Here is a 16,295-nt window from a genome sequence, read left to right on the forward strand (position 1 = left end):
GGCCGACCCTCCTCAGGTGACAATGTCGAAGGACTTGATGATAAAGACCTCCGTCAGTTCATCAAAATCCGCGGCGGGGGCAATGATGGCGTAGGAGGCGGCGCCGGAGTCGTCCTTCTGCACCTCCTCAATGGAGCCGATCACCAGGTCGGAGGGATAGTAGCCGCCAAGGCCCGACGTGACCACCAGGTCGCCGTTGAGCAGCTGGCAGCCGGCGGGCAGGTAATCCAGCCGCAGCCGGTTCTCGCCCATGAGGGCAAAGTCGCCCTGGGCAAGGCCCAGATCCCGGGTACGGAATACCTGAGCGCCCAGAGAGGTGTCCGTATCCACGATGGTCAGCACGGTGCACCAGTTGGTGCCCACCTCGCCCACCAGGCCCACCAGGTCGTTGGTGGCGGTGACCACGCAGTCGCCGCTCTCCACGCCGTGCATGGTGCCACGGTCCAGGGTGAGGGAGGAGGTCCAGTTGGTCACCGAGTGCTCCGTGACCATGGCGGACTCCAGCTCCAGTTTATATTTCTGCTCCCGCAGATTCAGCCGCTGGCGCAGCAGCTCGTTTTCCTGGCTGTCCTTTTCCGCCTGACGGGCGGCGGCCTCCAGCTGGGCGTTGCGCTTACGCAATGCGTCGTTTTCCTCCTGCAGGGCCTGGATATCGGCAAAATACGCCTGTTTCTCATTAAACCACCCGGCCACTGCGGTGTAGGCCGAGCGGAAAGGAGAGGTGATGATGCCGGCCACGTTGGTCAGAGGGGATGAGGTACTGGAAAAATAGGACATCGCGGCAAGCGCCACAGCAATGACCGCTGCGGCAAACAATACCCACAGGCCGTGGTCCCTCAAAAAACGTTTCAAAGCAGCTCCTCCCAGTTGTCAGTGAAAAAATGTCATGCCGAAGGATGAGAGCATCCGGCTAAGGCGCAGAATGGGCAGGCCCATCACGTTGAAAAAGTCCCCCCGGATGCCCTCTACCAAAAGGGCGCCCAGCCCCTGGATGCCGTAGGCGCCGGCCTTGTCCATGGGTTCGCCGGTGGCGATGTAGGCACGGAGCTCTTCCTCCGTGGCAGGGCGGAAGCAAACCTCCGTGGACTCCGCCTCCGTGAGAATGCGGCCGCCCTGGCGGACGGTGACGCCGGTGCAGACCGTGTGGTGGCGTCCCTGAAGGGCGGTGAGCATGGCCAGGGCGTCCGCTTCGTCCCTGGGCTTTCCCAGACGGCGGTCGTCCAGAAAGACCATGGTGTCGGCGGTAATGATGATCTCGTCCTCTGCACAGAGGGCAGCCGCCGCGTCGGACTTCTCCCGGGAAATGTAGGAGACTACCTCCTGCGGGCTCAGGCCCTGAGGAAATGTTTCCTTCGTATCGGGCACCCGCACGTCAAAGTCCGTCAGGCCCATGCGGCGCAGAAGCTCCTGCCGACGGGGAGACCCGGAGGCCAAAACCAGTTTTGCCATATGCGATCCTCCTTACACGCCGGTGGAGCCGAAGCCGCCACGGTCCGGACCATCCAGATGTTCCACAGTCGTAAAGTGCAGGGGCGGCTGGTGGCGCATAATGCGGAACTGGCAGATGCGGGCGTTTTTGGGAATGGACACGTCCCGGGTGGCGTAGACGGGCATGTGCCACTGGTCCCCGTCGCCCCGGTAGGAGTAGTCCACCACGCCCATGGAGTTGGTCTGCAAAATGCCGTAGTTTTTGAAGGTGGAGCTGCGGGGCACGATATGGGCCTCGTATCCCTCCGGCAGCGCCAGGGCCACCCCCAGAGGCAGCAGGCGGAACTCACCCGCCCGGAGCGTCACATCCTGGGCCAGATGCAGGTCAATCCAGTCGGACTTGCCCGCCACATAGCACAGGGGGTCCAGCCCCTCCACAAAGTATTTTACCTTGATCTCTTCCATGTAAAACTCCAAAAAACGATAATATATCGTATAATCATATCAATATTATACTGTTTGTATTAAAACAATCTGAAATTTGCGGGACTTTACTCCACACCCCGCTCGTAAAGGCCTCGGGTAAAGGGGCCAGGCGCCGCTTCGCCGCATTGGTAGCGGCGCAGGATCTCCGCACACTGCTCCGGCGTCTCCGTGGTAAACCGCAGCCGGGCATAGGCCAGACCCAGGCGGCGGTAGTCCGGCCGGTCCGCCAGCCACACGGGCAGGCTGTTCTCCACCTCCGTCCGGTGTCCGAAGGCAGGGAGCAGGGGGAAGGCTGCCCCGGTGCGGTCGTTCAAAAAGTTGGGCCGGTCGCAGCGGCAGCCCTGACCGCTGTTTTCAATGAGGCAGTTCTCTGTAATCATGAGGGGCAGCCGTCCGTAGACGATGGCCTCCGTGGGCAGCACCTTGCGAAGATCCCGGATCTGGGCCAGCCGCAGCTCAAAGGACACGCAGGCGCTCTCCAGGCCCTTCTTTCTCAGATAGTCCAGAGAACGGCTGTTGAATACATTAAGGCCAAAGTCTCCGTAGACGTGAAAATCCAGGTCCCGCAGCAGCGGCAGGTGGCCGATGTTTCCCGCCAGGGCGCCGGTGACGCCCAGACCCTTGGCGTGGTCCAGGGCGCGCCGCAGCTGGGGCTCGTCGCGGTCCCGCCACACCCGGGGCAGGATTGCGCACCACGCACCGGTATATTCCGGCAGGGCGGAGAAAGCTGCCAGCAGCTCCAGGGGTACATAGATCCGTGCCGGGCCCATGGCAAGCAGGTCTGGGCTCAGCTGGGCGGCGGTGGTGACCGACACGGTAAATTCCGGCGAACCTGCGGCGCAGTCCGTGGTGTCCAGAGCCGGGACGGGAAGCTCCCGCCGCACGGGCGGGGCGACGCGCGCTTGCGTCAGGGCGGCCAGGGCCTCCCGGCGCAGGGCGTTGACGGCGCTGGCGGGGAGGGAGAGCCCCTCGTCCACCACGGCATGGACAGCGGCGCAGTGGTAGCCGGTGCCGCCGGTTTTTCCAAGGCGGGTTTCCAGCTCCTCTGCCGTCAGGCTCCGGGTCCGGGCGGCCTCGGGCACCGGCCCGGTGACGGTGACGGTGTGCCCGTCGCCGTCGGAGGCGGTCAGGGTGCAGGGTTCGCCGGCACGGATGCAGGCGGAGAAGTCCACCGGCACGGTCCGGGCGTTGTCCTTTTCGTAGACGGCCCGGGCCTGAGCAAAGAGTTCCTTGGGCTCCGGGGCGTTTTCCGGCCGGGTACCGAACATGCCCGCCCCGTGGCGGCCCTGCCAGTACCAATTCGTAAAGCCGGAGCGGGAGAAGGCCTGCTCCAGCTGACGCTGTTCCTCTGCCGTGGGGCCCCGGTTTTCCTCCAGCAGCCGGGCATAGATGCCCGTCACCACGGCCACGTATTCCGGCCGCTTCATGCGGCCTTCCAGTTTCAGACAATCCACGCCCATGGCGGCCATGTCCGGGATCTCGGCAGCCAGGCAGCTGTCCTTTAAGCTCAGGGGATAGCGCTTGCCCGCCGGCTCGTTCACCCCATAGGGCAGCCGGCAGGGCTGGGCACAGCGGCCCCGGTTGCCGGAGCGGCCGCCCAGTACGGCGCTCATGGCGCACTGGCCGGAGTAGCACATGCAAAGCGCCCCGTGGGCGAAAATCTCCACCTCCGCCGGACAGGCTTTTACGATGGCTTCCGTGTCCTCCCGGGAGCACTCCCGGGCCAGCACCACCCGCTCGCAGCCGTCAGCGGCCATTTCACAGCAGCCGCCGGAGGTAAAGAGGCTCATCTGGGTGCTGGCGTGGAGGGGAAGGTCCGGCAGCGCCTGGCGCAGCAGGTCAAAAAGCCCCCAGTCCTGCACCAGCACTGCGTCCACACCCAGGCGGCAGGCAGTTTTCGCTGTCTCCACGGCGCGGGGCAGCTCCCGGTCGCTGACCAGGGTGTTGAGGGTGAGGAACACCCGCACACCCCGCTGGTGGCAGTATTCCAGCGCCTGGGCAAACTCCTCGTCGGAGAAATTCTTGGCGCCCCGGCGGGCGTTGAACTCCCCCCAGCCAAGGTACACGGCGCCGGCGCCGCACTGGACGGCGGCCCGCAGGGACTCCGGGGAGCCGGCGGGGGCAAGCAGTTCGGGCGTGTTCATCCCTGCTGACTCCGTTCCCGGCTCTCCAGCCGCTGCTGGAGGCGGAACACCTCCCGCTTGAGCTCGCTGACTTCGTTCTGGGCGTGACTGGCCTCGTCCAGATAACCCTTGATCTGGCTGCGCAGCTGTTCGGAAGCGGCCTGGGCCTTAAACAGCTCGTCGGTGATATTGACGGCGGTGAGAATGGCGGCGTCGGTCCGGCCCACCTTGGCCCCGTCCAGCACCTCCTGCATTTTCCCGCTTACATAGGCGCCCACCTTCTGCATATAGGACGCGGACTCCTCGGCAACGAAGGTATATTCCTCTCCGCAGATGCTGATGACCACATGGTTTGCCATAAAAAAAGCCTCCTTTGTGATTCTATGGAACAGCAGGGGAAAACCTGCCTAATTTTACAGCGTACAGTATACCATATCCAGCCAGACTGCGCCATAAAAAAAGCGGGAGATTTGAAAAAAGTTCATAAAAAGGCAAATTTCCAGGGGGCTTGTCCTGCGGGGGGATTTCGTGTAGAATGGAGGGGAGTTTTCGGGAAGGAGGGCCCTGGATGGCAAACGTATTGATTCACGCATCGGACGAGAGCGTCACCGTATCCGCCCACGCTGCAAAGAAGCTGCTGGAGCGGGGGGACGGAGACGCGGCGCTTTTATATCTGGCCCTCCTGCGCCACCACGGCACCGTGCTGCCCCGGTCGCTGGCCGGAGAGCTAAGGTGGGACCGGAGCCGCATTGAGGCGGCGGAGGCGGTGCTGCGGGAGCTGGGATTGGTGGCTGCTCCGGCGGAGGCGGTACCTGAGCCGGCGGACGAGCGCCCGGCGTACAGCCGGGAGGATGTGGCGGCCCAGCTGGAAAAGAGCGGGGAGTTCCGCACCCTCACCGCGGAGGTGGAGCGCAAGCTGGGCAAGCGCCTGACCACACCGGACATCGGTGTGCTGCTGGGATTGAGCGACTATCTGGGCCTCCCGGCAGACGTCATTTATCTTTTGGTGTGCCACTGCGCCGAGCGGGTGGAGCGGCGGTACGGCCCGGGCCGACGGCCCGGCATGAAGCAGATCGAGCGGGAGGGCTACGCCTGGGCCCGCAAGGGCATCGATACCCAGGCTGCCGCCGCGGAGTATCTCAAACAATACGCCCAGCGGCAGGAGAGACTGCCCCAGTACATGCGGGTACTGGGCCTGGGAGACCGGCGGCCGTCGGCGTCGGAGGAGAAGTACCTCACTGCCTGGCAGGACATGGGCTTTCCCCCGGAGGCGGTGGCCTTGGCCTATGACAAGACCGTGCTCAAATGCCACGAGCTCAAGTGGCCCTACTGCAACGGGATTTTGAGGCGCTGGCACGAGGCGGGACTGCACACGTTGGAGGAGATCCAGAAGCAGGACCGTCCGGTCCGCCATGACACGGCTGCGCCAGCCCGGGACGACGAGGCGTGGCAGTACGCCCAGGCGCTGCGAAAGGACAGGGGGTAAGGGACGATGTCGTACGACGGCAAGATCATGCGCCGGGCGCTTCAGCGGTTTGAGGACGACCGCGCCCGCCGCCGGGAGGCGCTGGAACAGCGCCGGGAGCAGGTATTTGCCCGGCAGCCCCGGCTGCGCCAGATCGAAAAGGATCTGAGCGCCACCATGAGCCGTATCATTACCGGGGCGCTGCGGCGGGGTACCGACCCCCGGCCTGCCATCCAGACTCTGCGGGACGAAAATCTGTCCCTCCAGGCGGAGCGGCGGCAGCTGCTGCAGCAGATGGGACTGCCGGAGGACTATCTGGAGGAAAAGCCCGCCTGCCCGCTGTGCGGCGACACAGGCTACCGGGGCGGTGAAGTGTGCCGCTGTCTGCGGCGCTACTACGCCCAGGAGCAGCAAAAGGAGCTCAGCCGTATGCTGGATCTGGGCAGCCAGAGCTTCGATACCTTCGAGCTGGACTGGTATTCCGACAAGCCCCGGGCCGACGGGGAGCCATCCCCCCAGGAGAACATGAAGGCAGTGTACGACGTATGCGCCGACTATGCCTATCAGTTCGGCAAAAAGCCCGGAAACCTGCTGCTGTTCGGCGCGCCGGGACTGGGCAAGACCCATCTGTCCGCCGCCATTGCCCGGGAGGTCAGCGGCAAGGGCTACTCTGTAGTTTATGACACCGCGGCGCATGTGTTCGAGCGGTTTGAGGACCAGAAATTCGGCCGGGAGGACGGCGAGGCGGAGGACGATGTGGAGCGGGTACTCTCCTGTGACCTTCTGATTCTGGATGATCTTGGCACGGAGATGACCACCGCCTTTGTCCAGAGCGCCCTGTACCGGATTATCAACACCCGGCTTATGGAGAAGAAATCCACCATTCTCAACACAAACCTGGGCCCCGGGGAGCTGGGGCGGCGCTATACGCCGCAGATCGCCTCCCGCATTGAGGGGGAATATCAGATTTTGCCGTTTTTGGGGGAGGACATCCGGAAGCTCAAGCGCCGCCGGGAACGTCTCCAGTGAGCAAAAGAGGACGAATTGCACACGGGCTCCACACGGGCTCCATGAAAAAAGACCGCCGATCTGGCGGTCTTTTTTGCGCTTTTTCAGGGCTCCTCCGGTGTTACTACAAGAATAGGACTCTCGTTCTCCGGCACCTGCGGCGTCTGCTGAACGGTGGTGTCCGGCGTATCGGGCACAGCCGTGGAGGGCGTCTGGGGCTCTGCGGGCAGCTCGCTGGTACCGGAGGCGGGCTTCTCCGGCAGGGCAGGACCCCGGGAGATGACCTTGTTGCGGACCTTGTAGTCGCTGGTGGCCTCGTATGTACTGGAGATGAGCTTGCCGTTTTTGTCGTAGACGTTGCGGTAGGACTTGACCTTATAGCCGGTGTAGGGCGTGGTGGTCACCTTCTCTGTGCCGGCGGGCAGGGTGTCGTCATCCTTGTAGACCGTCTCCCAGGGAGTGGTGGAGAGAACCTCGTTGGTCATCTTCACGGACGTGCCGTCCACGTTGGTGCCCAGGATCTTCACGGTGAGATAGCCGCCGGAATAGCTGGTAACGATCTTGATGGGATAGTTGGTGTTATTGGTGAACTTGTAGTCGGGGCCGCCCCAGGAGACGGTGGCATCCATACCCCAGTCGATATAGGCGGGGACGTAGCGGTGGGCGTAGCGCTCCGTGATCTCCAGATTGGAGCGCAGGCAGGCGTAATAGAGCGTGGAGGAGGTCTGACACACGCCGCCGCCCACCTCGTCTACCGTCTCACCCTGGACATAGGCGGGCGCCGCCTGGTAGCCTTTGGCGGTGGTGCGCTGGCCGGTGGTGGCGTTGTAGGAGAACACATCTCCCGTGTTGAGCACCACGCCGTTGCAGGCGGCGGCGGAAAGCTTGACGTTGTTGATGCGGGCGGCGGTGCCGGAGACATGGGTGCGGCACTGGCCCAGTACGTCCCGGAAGAGGACGCCCTTGAGCTCGTCGGCGGTGACGGCAGGGAACTCAATCTGGGCGTCAATGTCCACGGTCTCGCCGGGCGCCGCCGCGTCCAGCTTGGACTGCGCGGCGGTCACGTCAAACTCCGCGCCGATGCGCTCGGGGGTGATGGTGCCGGTGGCGGCATCGTACCCGGCGTTTTTCACATCGCCGGAGACGGCGTCATAGATCTCCTGAGCGGTCATGGTCTTGGCGGAGAGGATCTGGGCGTCGGCCACATAGATCCGGCCGGGATCCTCGGCGGTGACACTGCTGAAAAAGAGCTTCGTGTCCTCCGCCAGGGCGTCCGCGGAGACAGCGAGGCCGTTTTGGGCCAGGGTCACCTGCAAACCGTTTTCGTCCACGGTGTAGGCCGTGTCCTGGGGCTCCTTGGAAAACTGCCCGCTCAGCTGCTCCATCTGGGATTGGAACGTATCCGCCTGTGGCTCCAGGGCAATGCCCTTGGTGCCCCTGGAGCCAAACAGGCAGCCCAGATAGTTCCAGCCACGGGTAAAGAAGCCCGTCCGCACCTGAGCCAGGTCAAAGACCAGCTGGGCATCGGTCTCATAGTCCAGGGTGTCCGTCACGCCCAGGTCTGCATAGGTCACGGTGGCGGCGGGGGTTTCATCATAGAGGGTGTCTCCCTCGGGGGCCGATATGCCGTCCCCGGTCTTGTCGGGCAGGGGCAGGTAAAATTCCACCTGCCGCCCCGGCAGCTCCGCCCGCAGACGTTCGGCGGCCTCGGCCACCGTGCAGCCGGCCACGTCCACTTCGTTGATGGTGGTGTTGGGATAGAAGACGTCCAGCGACCCTGCGTAGGCGCACAGGCCCACATAGGCGGCGCACAGCACCGCCAGAATGACAGCAATTACAATGAGCGGCTTCCTGCTGCTCTTTTTCAGCCGGGCGCCGCCCGACTTTTGCACCATGGCGTTTTTGGCCATCTCTTCCATGACGCATCCTCCTGTTGCTACGTTTCCCGGGAAAACGGCTTGCTGAGAAAGGCAGACCATTCCCATGACACAATTTTACTCTCTTTGTGGGGAAAAAGCATTACAATCCTGTAACAACTGGAGCCTCAGGCCTGTCTGCGGCCCTTGGGAATACGGATGGTCAGCAAAATGGCGTCATCGGTGTCCGTGCGGTCGGTGACCGCGTCCACCCCCGCCTGGCGAATCAGACGCAGCCCCCGGTCCAGGCTGTTGAGAAAGAGCCGCACGTCCTTGATGATATACGTACTGCGCCGCTGGGGCGGCGTGGACTGGATGGCTGCCAGCCGGCGCTCAATGTACTGCTCTGCCTGGGCCACATTCAGATGCTGGGCGGCGATGGTCCGGGCGGCGGCCAGGCGCTCTTCCTCGTCCTCCAGCCGCAGAAGGGCCCGGGCGTGGCGCTCGGTCAGCCCAGCGGAAATCAGAACCTCCCGGCAGGCGGGGGACAGCCGCAGAAGCCGCAGCTTGTTGGCCAGGGCGGAGGGGGAGCGGCCCAAAGCGGCGGCGGCCTCCTCCTGGGTCACACCGGTCCTCTCCAGATAGGCGGCGATGGCAGCGGCCTCTTCAAAGTAGTGCAGATCCTGGCGCTGAAGGTTTTCCACCAGAGCCAGCAGCGCCGAGCGCCGGTCGTCTGCCTCCAGCTCCAGACAGGGTACCCGTGCAAGGCCCGCCAGCTTGGCCGCCCGCAGCCGCCGCTCTCCGGCCACCAGCTCCCAGCCGGCCCCCGTGCGGCGGACGGTCAGAGGCTGCAAAATGCCGTTGGCCCGGATGGATTCCGCCAGTTCCTTCAGTCCGGCCTCCTCGAATACCTGCCGGGGCTGCATGGGGTTGGGACGGATGGCTTCTACAGGCAGCTCCAGAACCCGGCGCTTTGTTCTGTGGATCACTGTCTCACCTCCTTTGTTTTCCTCATTGTACGGCCTTTGTGGAAAAAAGAGGGGAGAACGGTGTCGAAGAGCCGGCACAGGACGAAAAAAAGCGCGCGGCCTTGGGCCGCGCGCAGGAAAACTGTGGAAAATCCCGCCCTCAGCGGGACACGGTGACGCCGGTCTCACCAGACGAGGCCTGCGCTGCCCGCCAGGCCCGGCCCGGCGCCGTGGCGTGGAGGACCTTGACAATGACGGCAGTGGTGGCCTGCAGGAAAAGGGGCGAGAAAGCCACGGGGAAGAGCACGTCGCCGGGAAAGTAGGCGATGGCCAGCACGGAGCCGGCGGCGATGTTGCGGATGCCAGTGTTGAGAGACATGGTCACCAGGGTGGGGAAATCCACACCCATGGCCCGCCCGGCCCAATACCCCAGGAAAAAGCCCAGCAGGCACAGAGCAAATACCGCCGCAATGACCCGGGCCAGGGTGGGGGTGATCTGGCGCAGGAAGGGAGCGCAGCCGGTGGCGTTGGCCATGACCAGCAGCAGCATGGTCAGCTTGGCATAGGGGGCCAGTCGGGGCTTCCAGGTCTGGGCCACCCGCCCTTTGGAGCAGTGGTACATGGTCATGGCGATCAGGGCGGGGATGGCCACCATGATCATCAGATCACCCATCATGCTCATGGTGTCCATCTCCACCACAGAGCCCACCAGAAGCCGCAGCGTCAGGGGAATGACAAAGGGGGCCAGCAGCGTGTCCAGCAGCACCACGGAAAGGCACATGGTGGTGTTGCCCTGGGCCAGGGACACCCACAAAAGGGAGGCGACGCCGGTGGGGATGGCGTATTCCAGCACCAGACCCGTGGTGAACAGAGGGGCTTCCGGAAACAGCAGCGACCCGGCCAGCAGCGTCAGAAGGGGCATGGCCACATGCAGCAGCACAAAGATGACCAGCACCGGCAGGGGGTGAAGCACCACGTTTTTCATCTCCCGGAACCCGCCGCCCAGGCTGTTGGCAAAGGTCATGAAGGCGAACAGCGCCATGGTATAGTCGTTAATGGGGGAGAACACATCAGGCAGGGCGATGCCCGCCAGGACGAACAGCACGATCAGGGGGGCCATGTGCCGTCCCAGAAAGGCATCCAGTTTTTCCATTGGTCTCAAGGGGAATTCCTCACTTCTTGGTTAATTGACTTCGCTTTTCCGGCAGCACAGGTAGCAGTACCAGCCCTGGTCCTCATGCCGCTCCAGAATGTGCAATCCTGCCTGTTCCAGAGCAGAGGCCACCTCGCCGGCGCGGGTGTCGATGATGCCGGAGCACAAAAACCGCCCGCCGGGGGCCATCAGGCCGTCCACGGCGCCGGACAGGGCAATGATTACGTCGGCCACGATGTTGGCCACCACCAGGTCATACCCGGTGCCGATGGCGCTTTGCAGCGCCTGGTCGGAGAGAATATCCCCGGCCAGGACGGTGTAGCGGTCCTTGCCGATGCCGTTCATGGCGGCGTTTTCATAGGCCACGTCCAGGCACTTGTCATCGATGTCCGCCGCCACGGCGGCATCGGCGCCCAGCTTCAGTGCGGCGATGGACAAAATGCCGCTGCCGCAGCCCAGATCCACCACCCGGCAGCCGGGCTCGACCAGCCGCTCCAGGGCCTCCAGGCACAGCCGGGTGGTGGCGTGGGACCCGGTGCCGAAGGTAAGTCCCGGCTCCAAGATGAGGCTCACCCGGCTCTCCAGGGCCTTCTGCACCGCCGGATCGTCCTGTTCCCACTGGGGTACCACCAGCAGCCGCTGCCCGATCTCCATGGGCTTGTAAAACTGCTTCCAGTTGTTTTCCCAGTCGGATTCCTCCATGGTATCCATGGTCATGATCAGGGAGCCGCAGTCACTGCGGCGGGATTTCAGATCGGCCAGCGCCAGGCGCACTTCACCCATTTTGGCAAAGCCCTCGTCGCCGGCTTCCAGGTAGAACGTGACCCGGGAGCGGCCGTGCATCCGCTGCTCCAGATCTTCGTCCACATAGTCCCAGTACTGGTGGTTGTTCTCCAGAAAGTCCTGGAATTCCTCTTCGTCGTCGATGACCACGCCGTCAATGCCCAGGGCGGAGAGCATGGTTTCCACGGCTTCAAGGCCGGCGTGGGTGGTGTCAATGTGCAGTTCCAGCCATTTCATACGTTCACCTCTTGTTGCCTACGAAGAACAGCGCCACCGTGCCGGGACCGGAGTGGTTGCCGATGACGGGGCCCACGAAGTTCAGGTGGATGTCCTTGTTGCCGAACCGGCGGACGATCTCGTCGGCCACCAACAGTGCGTCGCCCTCGCAGTCGCCGTGGCTGATAAACACGGGACCATGGGCGGGGTCTACGGCATTTTCCTCCATCCGGTCCACCAGGGCCAGCAGCGAGGCCTTCCGGCCCCGGGCCTTGGCCACGGGGGTCAGATGACCGCCGTCATCCACGTGCATGACGGGCTTGATGGAGAGCATGGTGCCGAACAGGGCGGTGGCGGCGCTGATGCGGCCGCCCCGCTTGAGGTGGTTCAGATCGTCCACGGTGAACCAGTGGCAGATGTTGCCCTTGGTGGCCTCGGCGTAGGAGCGCACCTCGCCGATGGAGTGGCCCTCCTTTTTCTGCTGGGCGCACAGGTAGAGCAAAAGCCCCTGGCCCAGGGAGGCGCACAGGGAGTCCACCACGAAAATGGAGGCGTCGGGGAACTCGGCGTGAAGGTCGTTGGCCGCGATGACGGCGGACTGATAGGTGGTGGAGAGGGCAGAGGAAAAGCAGATGCACAAAATATCCTTTCCCTGGGTCAAAATGGGCCGCATGGCTGCCTCGAAGTCGCCTACGCTGACAGCGGCGGTGGTAGCGGTCTCACCGGCGCGGATGCGGGCGTAAAAGTCCTCAAAGCCGATGTCCCGCCCGTCCAGCCAGTTTTGGTAGACATGGTTGCCCATGGTCAGGCTCAGCGGCAGCACGGAAAGCCCCAGCTGGTCGGCCATGGCTGCTGTCAGATCACAGCAGCTGTCTGTCATGATTACATAGTCCCGCATAGCTTCATTCCCTCTCCTTGTCCTTTTTTGCCTTTTTGGACGGCTGATCTCCGTCCTGCTGCTGGCGCAGCAGCGTTACATAGCGGTTGCTGGCAGCACCGGCGGCGTAGCTGATGAGCGCGAAGTGAATGGCGGCGTCCGCCAGCTGATCCTCCCGGCTGCCCCGGGTCTCCATCTCCTGGGCCGTCAGGTTCAGGGCCTTGTCCAGGCTGGCGCGGAAGGCTTCATAGCCCTCCTCCACGCTCCGGCGGCCCTGAAGCTCTTCCCGGATGAGCAGGTCCATGTCCCGGGTGGACATGACGTGCTTGAGTACGCAGATGGCCGTCAGATACGCCAGATGCTCCCGGCTGTATTTTTTCCCGGCGGCCCGGGGTACCAGACCGCTTTTGGTGTAGTTATTGACCATGGCGGCGGTGAGGCCGTCCTCTTCTCCGAAGCGGATCACCTGGCGGTCCATGTAGGAGAGAATCTGATCCATATACAGGGCAAAATCCGGCAGCTGGTCCCAGGGCACGGGCCGCTGGGAGCGGAGCTGCTCCAAAAAAGCAGACAGAGCTTCTTCCATGGCAGCGCTTCCTCCTTTATCGCATGCAAAACGATTTCCAACTCAGTATAACACCGGCATATAATTGTGTAAACCGGATTTTATGGAATTGAAAATGAGGTGCGGCCGGTCACTTGCCCACACAGAACCGGGAGAAGATGCCGGAGACGATCTCCTCCCGGGCGGTGCGGCCGGTGAGCTGGCCCAGAGCATCCAGGGCCTCCTCCACGTCGGTGAGGATGGCGTCGGGGGTGAAGCCCGCCGCCAGGGCCTCCCGGGCCCGCGCCACCGCCTCCGCCGCCCGGCGGGCGGCGTGCTCCTGGCGCTCATTGGTGAGAATGGACCCTTCGGGGACGTCCCCCTGGGGGAAGAGCTTCTCCACAGCCCGCTCCAGGGAGAAAACGTCTCCCCGGAGGGCGCTGACTTCCACCGCTGCGGCAGGCTTGGGCAAAGAGGGGTCCGGGCAGTAGATGGCGCCGCGTCCGCAGTTAAGGTCCTGCTTGTTGAGCACCAGGATCCACCGGGGGCACCGGGCGGCAAGGCGCAGGATCTCCTGGTCCTCGTCTGTGAGGGGAGCGGAACCGTCCACCACTGCCAGGGCCAGGTCCGCCTGCTCCAGCGCCTGCCGGGAACGCTCCACGCCCAGCTTTTCCACAATGTCCTCTGTTTCACGGATGCCGGCAGTGTCCATGAGCCGCAGCCGCACCCCGCCGCACACCACGGATTCTTCCACCGTGTCCCGGGTGGTGCCGGGAATATCGGTGACGATGGCTCGCTCGTACCCGGCCAGGGCGTTTAACAGGGAGGACTTGCCCGCGTTGGGACGGCCCACAATGGCGGTGGCCACGCCGCGCTTGAGGACTCTGCCCCGGCCGCAGGTGGCCAGCAGCCGCCCCAGGGTGTCCCCGGCGGCGGTAAGGGCCTGGTCCACCTCCTGGGGATGAATGTCGGGGATGTCCTCGTCCGGGTAGTCCACCACGGCGTAAAACCGGGTGGCAATGTCCAGCAGAGTGTCCGTGACTGCCTGAAAGTCCCGGCGCAGAGCGCCGGAGAGCTGGGCGGCAGCGTTGCGGGCGGCAGCGGATGTCTCCGCATCGATGAGATCCACCACGGCCTCCGCCTCCGTCAGGTCCATGTGGCCGTTGAGAAAGGCCCGCTTGGTGAATTCACCGGGACCCGCTTGCCGGGCGCCGGCGGCAAAAAGGGCGGAGAGCAGCTCCCGCAGTACCACAGGGGAACCATGGCAGTGGAATTCGGCGCTGTCCTCACCGGTGTAGCTGTGGGGACCGGGGAAGGTGACGGCAAGGCCGTGGTCGATGACGCGGCCCTGGGTGTCCAGCATGTCCCCCAGCACCATGGTCCGGGGGGACAGGTCAGTCAGGAGGCGGCCGCTGTTTGCCCGGAACACGGCGTCGCACAGGGAAAGGCATCCGTCTCCGGATACCCGCACGATGCCGATGGCGGTAGGCGCGGCACCGGTGGCGATGGCGGCGATCACGTCCATAGTATCAGCTCCTTTTCCATAAGATAGTTGGTGAGGACCACGCCCCGGCGCTCCACTTGGTGGGGCTCCACGGTCCGATAGCCCCGGTGGGCAAAAAAGGGCCGGGCGGTCAAAGAGGCGTGGACGGTAATGCGCCGCCTGGTACACCGGCGCTCCAGGGCGTCGCACAGCACGGTGCCAACGCCCCGATGGGCGTGGCGGGGGTGCACGTACAGTAGATCCAGATCATCTTCCTCCCGGGAGGCAAAGCCCAGGAGGGCGCCGCCCTCCTCCGCCAGCAAAAAGGTCTGGCATTGGAGACGCCGGGCCCAGGGAGCGCTGTCCAGGTCCGCGGGGGCCCAGGCAGCAAGCTGGGCGGGGGTGTAGTCGGCCCGGCAGAGGGTGTGGACGGATTCGTGGAATAAGTCCAGCACGGCGGGCAGATCCGCTTCGGTGCAGGGACGAATGTGCATAGGACCTCCTTTGCGCGGCGGGGTTGTGTTTTTCAAACCGTCGTGTTACATTTAAATTGAACTAAGCTTCTCCATTATAAAAGCCCAGAGACCGTTTGACAAGCAATAGGACATTCCCGCCGTTTTCGAAGCGGCGGCAGGCGGCCTTATGATTTGACAGGGAAGGAGTATCGCTATGAAAAGAAATCTGGTATCACGGCTGCTGGCTCTGGCAATGTGCCTGGCCCTGACGGGCCCCGCAGCCGCGGCGGAAGTCCCGGGGGAACCGGCCGGCGGACGGGACATGGCCTTCACAGACGTGCCTGCCGGCGCGGAATACGCCGACGCGGTGTACTGGGCGGCGGAAGCGGGAATCACCGCCGGCACCGGCGACGGCACGACATTCTCCCCGGATACGCCCTGTACCCGGGCCCAGCTGGCTACCTTCCTGTGGCGGGCGGCCGGTGAGCCGGAACCCGCACTGACGCAGACGCAGTTCATGGACGTAACGGATCCCAATGCCTACTATTACAAGGCCGTCCAGTGGGCCGCAGAGAAGGATATGTGGGGGTTTGGGACCTTTGAGCCCCATGCGGCGTGTACCCGGCTGGACGCGGTGTATTTCCTGTGGTGCACCGCCGGCAGCCCGGAGATGGAGGGCCAGCTACCCTTCACCGACGTTCCCTTCGGGGACGGAGACGAACACGGCCAGCCCCTCTACTGGTACGCCGATGACGCAGTGCTGTGGGCGGTGGAAAGCGGCATTACCAGCGGCGCCACGGAGACCACGTTTGCCCCGGATGAGATCTGCACCCGGGGACAGATCGTTCTGTTTTTGTACCGTGCAGCCAACAGCCCCGCCGGCGAGGCGAAAACTGTCCCCGTCTCATAAAGTGCACAGATAAATCGGCGGCGGCCGCCCACCCGGGCGGCCGCTCTTTTTGTCGGAAAGAATTTTCAAGTAATGCAAAAGGGCCGGACGCTCAGGCGTCCGGCCCTTCCAGTCTCAGCGGAGAGGCATTTACTTAATGCGCTCGCCGGCGGCCTCCTTGGCCTTGATTTCCTTCATGGCGTCCTTGTGGGAGAGGTTCACGCGGCCCTTTTCGTCAATGTCGGTGACCTTGACCCACATCATGTCGCCGATCTTGCAGGCGTCCTCCACCTTTTCAATGCGGTGGTCGGCCAGCTTGGAGATGTGCACCAGGCCGTCCTTGCCGGGAGCCAGCTCCACGAAGGCGCCGAAGGTCATCAGGCGCACCACGCGGCCGTAATACAGAGCACCCACCTCAGGCACAAACACGATGTCGTCGATGCACTTCTTGGCGGCGTCGCAGGAAGCGGCGTCCACGCCGGAGATAAAGATGGAGCCGTCGTCGTTGATGTCGATCTTGGCGCCGGTGTCGGCCACGATCTTCTGGATCACCTTGCCGCC

At 63.8% G+C, this 16,295-nt stretch carries 17 protein-coding genes; 3 read left to right on the forward strand and 14 right to left on the reverse strand.

Features of this window, described 5'->3' with window-relative positions; translation table 11 throughout:
- Nucleotides 1-12: 12 nt before the first annotated feature.
- The 5 genes from mreC to QZS13_RS06805 form a co-directional block, all read right to left on the reverse strand.
- A complete protein-coding gene (mreC, locus tag QZS13_RS06785; RefSeq protein WP_295587195.1) occupies nt 13-852 on the reverse strand; it encodes a rod shape-determining protein MreC in 840 nt (279 codons plus the stop codon).
- 18 nt (nt 853-870) lie between these two features.
- Complete coding sequence (locus QZS13_RS06790; protein ID WP_295587197.1) at nt 871-1,449, reverse strand: nucleoside triphosphate pyrophosphatase; 579 nt, start codon at nt 1,447-1,449, stop codon at nt 871-873.
- A gap of 12 nt (nt 1,450-1,461) precedes the next feature.
- Nucleotides 1,462-1,893, reverse strand: coding sequence for a dUTP diphosphatase (locus tag QZS13_RS06795; protein WP_295587199.1), 432 nt, complete (start codon nt 1,891-1,893; stop codon nt 1,462-1,464).
- Nucleotides 1,894-1,979: 86 nt separating this feature from the next.
- Nucleotides 1,980-4,058 (reverse strand): U32 family peptidase, encoded by a 2,079-nt coding sequence (locus QZS13_RS06800; protein ID WP_295587201.1) that lies wholly within the window; start codon nt 4,056-4,058, stop codon nt 1,980-1,982.
- Entirely contained in the window at nt 4,055-4,396 is a 342-nt protein-coding gene (locus QZS13_RS06805; protein WP_295587203.1) for a cell division protein ZapA, read from the reverse strand. Before QZS13_RS06805 ends, QZS13_RS06800 begins: the two co-directional genes overlap by 4 nt.
- Before the next feature lie 209 nt (nt 4,397-4,605).
- Between QZS13_RS06805 and QZS13_RS06810 the strand changes: the two genes are divergently transcribed.
- Nucleotides 4,606-5,523, forward strand: coding sequence for a DnaD domain protein (locus tag QZS13_RS06810; protein WP_295587205.1), 918 nt, complete (start codon nt 4,606-4,608; stop codon nt 5,521-5,523).
- A 6-nt stretch (nt 5,524-5,529) separates the two neighbouring features.
- Nucleotides 5,530-6,531, forward strand: a complete 1,002-nt coding sequence (locus QZS13_RS06815; RefSeq protein ID WP_295587207.1) for an ATP-binding protein — start codon at nt 5,530-5,532, stop codon at nt 6,529-6,531.
- Between the two features lie 83 nt (nt 6,532-6,614).
- On the opposite strand, the gene QZS13_RS06820 is transcribed toward QZS13_RS06815, so the two are convergent.
- From QZS13_RS06820 to QZS13_RS06855, 8 genes are all read right to left on the reverse strand, one after another.
- Complete coding sequence (locus QZS13_RS06820; protein WP_295587209.1) at nt 6,615-8,429, reverse strand: VanW family protein; 1,815 nt, start codon at nt 8,427-8,429, stop codon at nt 6,615-6,617.
- 125 nt (nt 8,430-8,554) lie between these two features.
- Nucleotides 8,555-9,355: a ParB/RepB/Spo0J family partition protein gene (locus QZS13_RS06825; protein WP_295587211.1), complete on the reverse strand. Its 801-nt coding sequence runs from the start codon at nt 9,353-9,355 to the stop codon at nt 8,555-8,557.
- A gap of 139 nt (nt 9,356-9,494) precedes the next feature.
- On the reverse strand, nt 9,495-10,487 hold the full coding sequence (locus QZS13_RS06830; RefSeq protein WP_295587213.1) for a bile acid:sodium symporter family protein: 993 nt from the start codon (nt 10,485-10,487) through the stop codon (nt 9,495-9,497).
- A 30-nt stretch (nt 10,488-10,517) separates the two neighbouring features.
- Nucleotides 10,518-11,507, reverse strand: a complete 990-nt coding sequence (gene prmA, locus QZS13_RS06835; protein WP_295587215.1) for a 50S ribosomal protein L11 methyltransferase — start codon at nt 11,505-11,507, stop codon at nt 10,518-10,520.
- A gap of 4 nt (nt 11,508-11,511) precedes the next feature.
- Complete coding sequence (locus QZS13_RS06840; RefSeq protein WP_295587217.1) at nt 11,512-12,384, reverse strand: DegV family protein; 873 nt, start codon at nt 12,382-12,384, stop codon at nt 11,512-11,514.
- Nucleotides 12,385-12,388: 4 nt separating this feature from the next.
- Nucleotides 12,389-12,949 carry a DUF1836 domain-containing protein gene (locus tag QZS13_RS06845; protein WP_295587219.1) on the reverse strand — a complete coding sequence of 187 codons (561 nt, stop codon included), beginning with the start codon at nt 12,947-12,949 and terminating at the stop codon, nt 12,389-12,391.
- Nucleotides 12,950-13,058: 109 nt separating this feature from the next.
- Complete coding sequence (gene mnmE / locus QZS13_RS06850) at nt 13,059-14,432, reverse strand: tRNA uridine-5-carboxymethylaminomethyl(34) synthesis GTPase MnmE (RefSeq protein WP_295587222.1); 1,374 nt, start codon at nt 14,430-14,432, stop codon at nt 13,059-13,061.
- On the reverse strand, nt 14,423-14,884 hold the full coding sequence (locus QZS13_RS06855) for a GNAT family N-acetyltransferase (protein ID WP_295587224.1): 462 nt from the start codon (nt 14,882-14,884) through the stop codon (nt 14,423-14,425). Before QZS13_RS06855 ends, mnmE begins: the two co-directional genes overlap by 10 nt.
- Nucleotides 14,885-15,059: 175 nt before the next feature.
- Here QZS13_RS06855 and QZS13_RS06860 point away from each other — a divergent pair, with 175 nt between their 5' ends.
- Nucleotides 15,060-15,755: an S-layer homology domain-containing protein gene (locus tag QZS13_RS06860; RefSeq protein ID WP_295587226.1), complete on the forward strand. Its 696-nt coding sequence runs from the start codon at nt 15,060-15,062 to the stop codon at nt 15,753-15,755.
- Nucleotides 15,756-15,884: 129 nt separating this feature from the next.
- Here QZS13_RS06860 and QZS13_RS06865 read toward each other — a convergent pair.
- Nucleotides 15,885-16,295: S1 RNA-binding domain-containing protein (locus QZS13_RS06865; protein ID WP_295587228.1), on the reverse strand; the 411-nt coding region annotated here is incomplete at its 5' end.

Source organism: uncultured Oscillibacter sp. (assembly GCF_900546705.1).
Taxonomy (GTDB): Bacteria; Bacillota; Clostridia; order Oscillospirales; family Oscillospiraceae; genus Oscillibacter.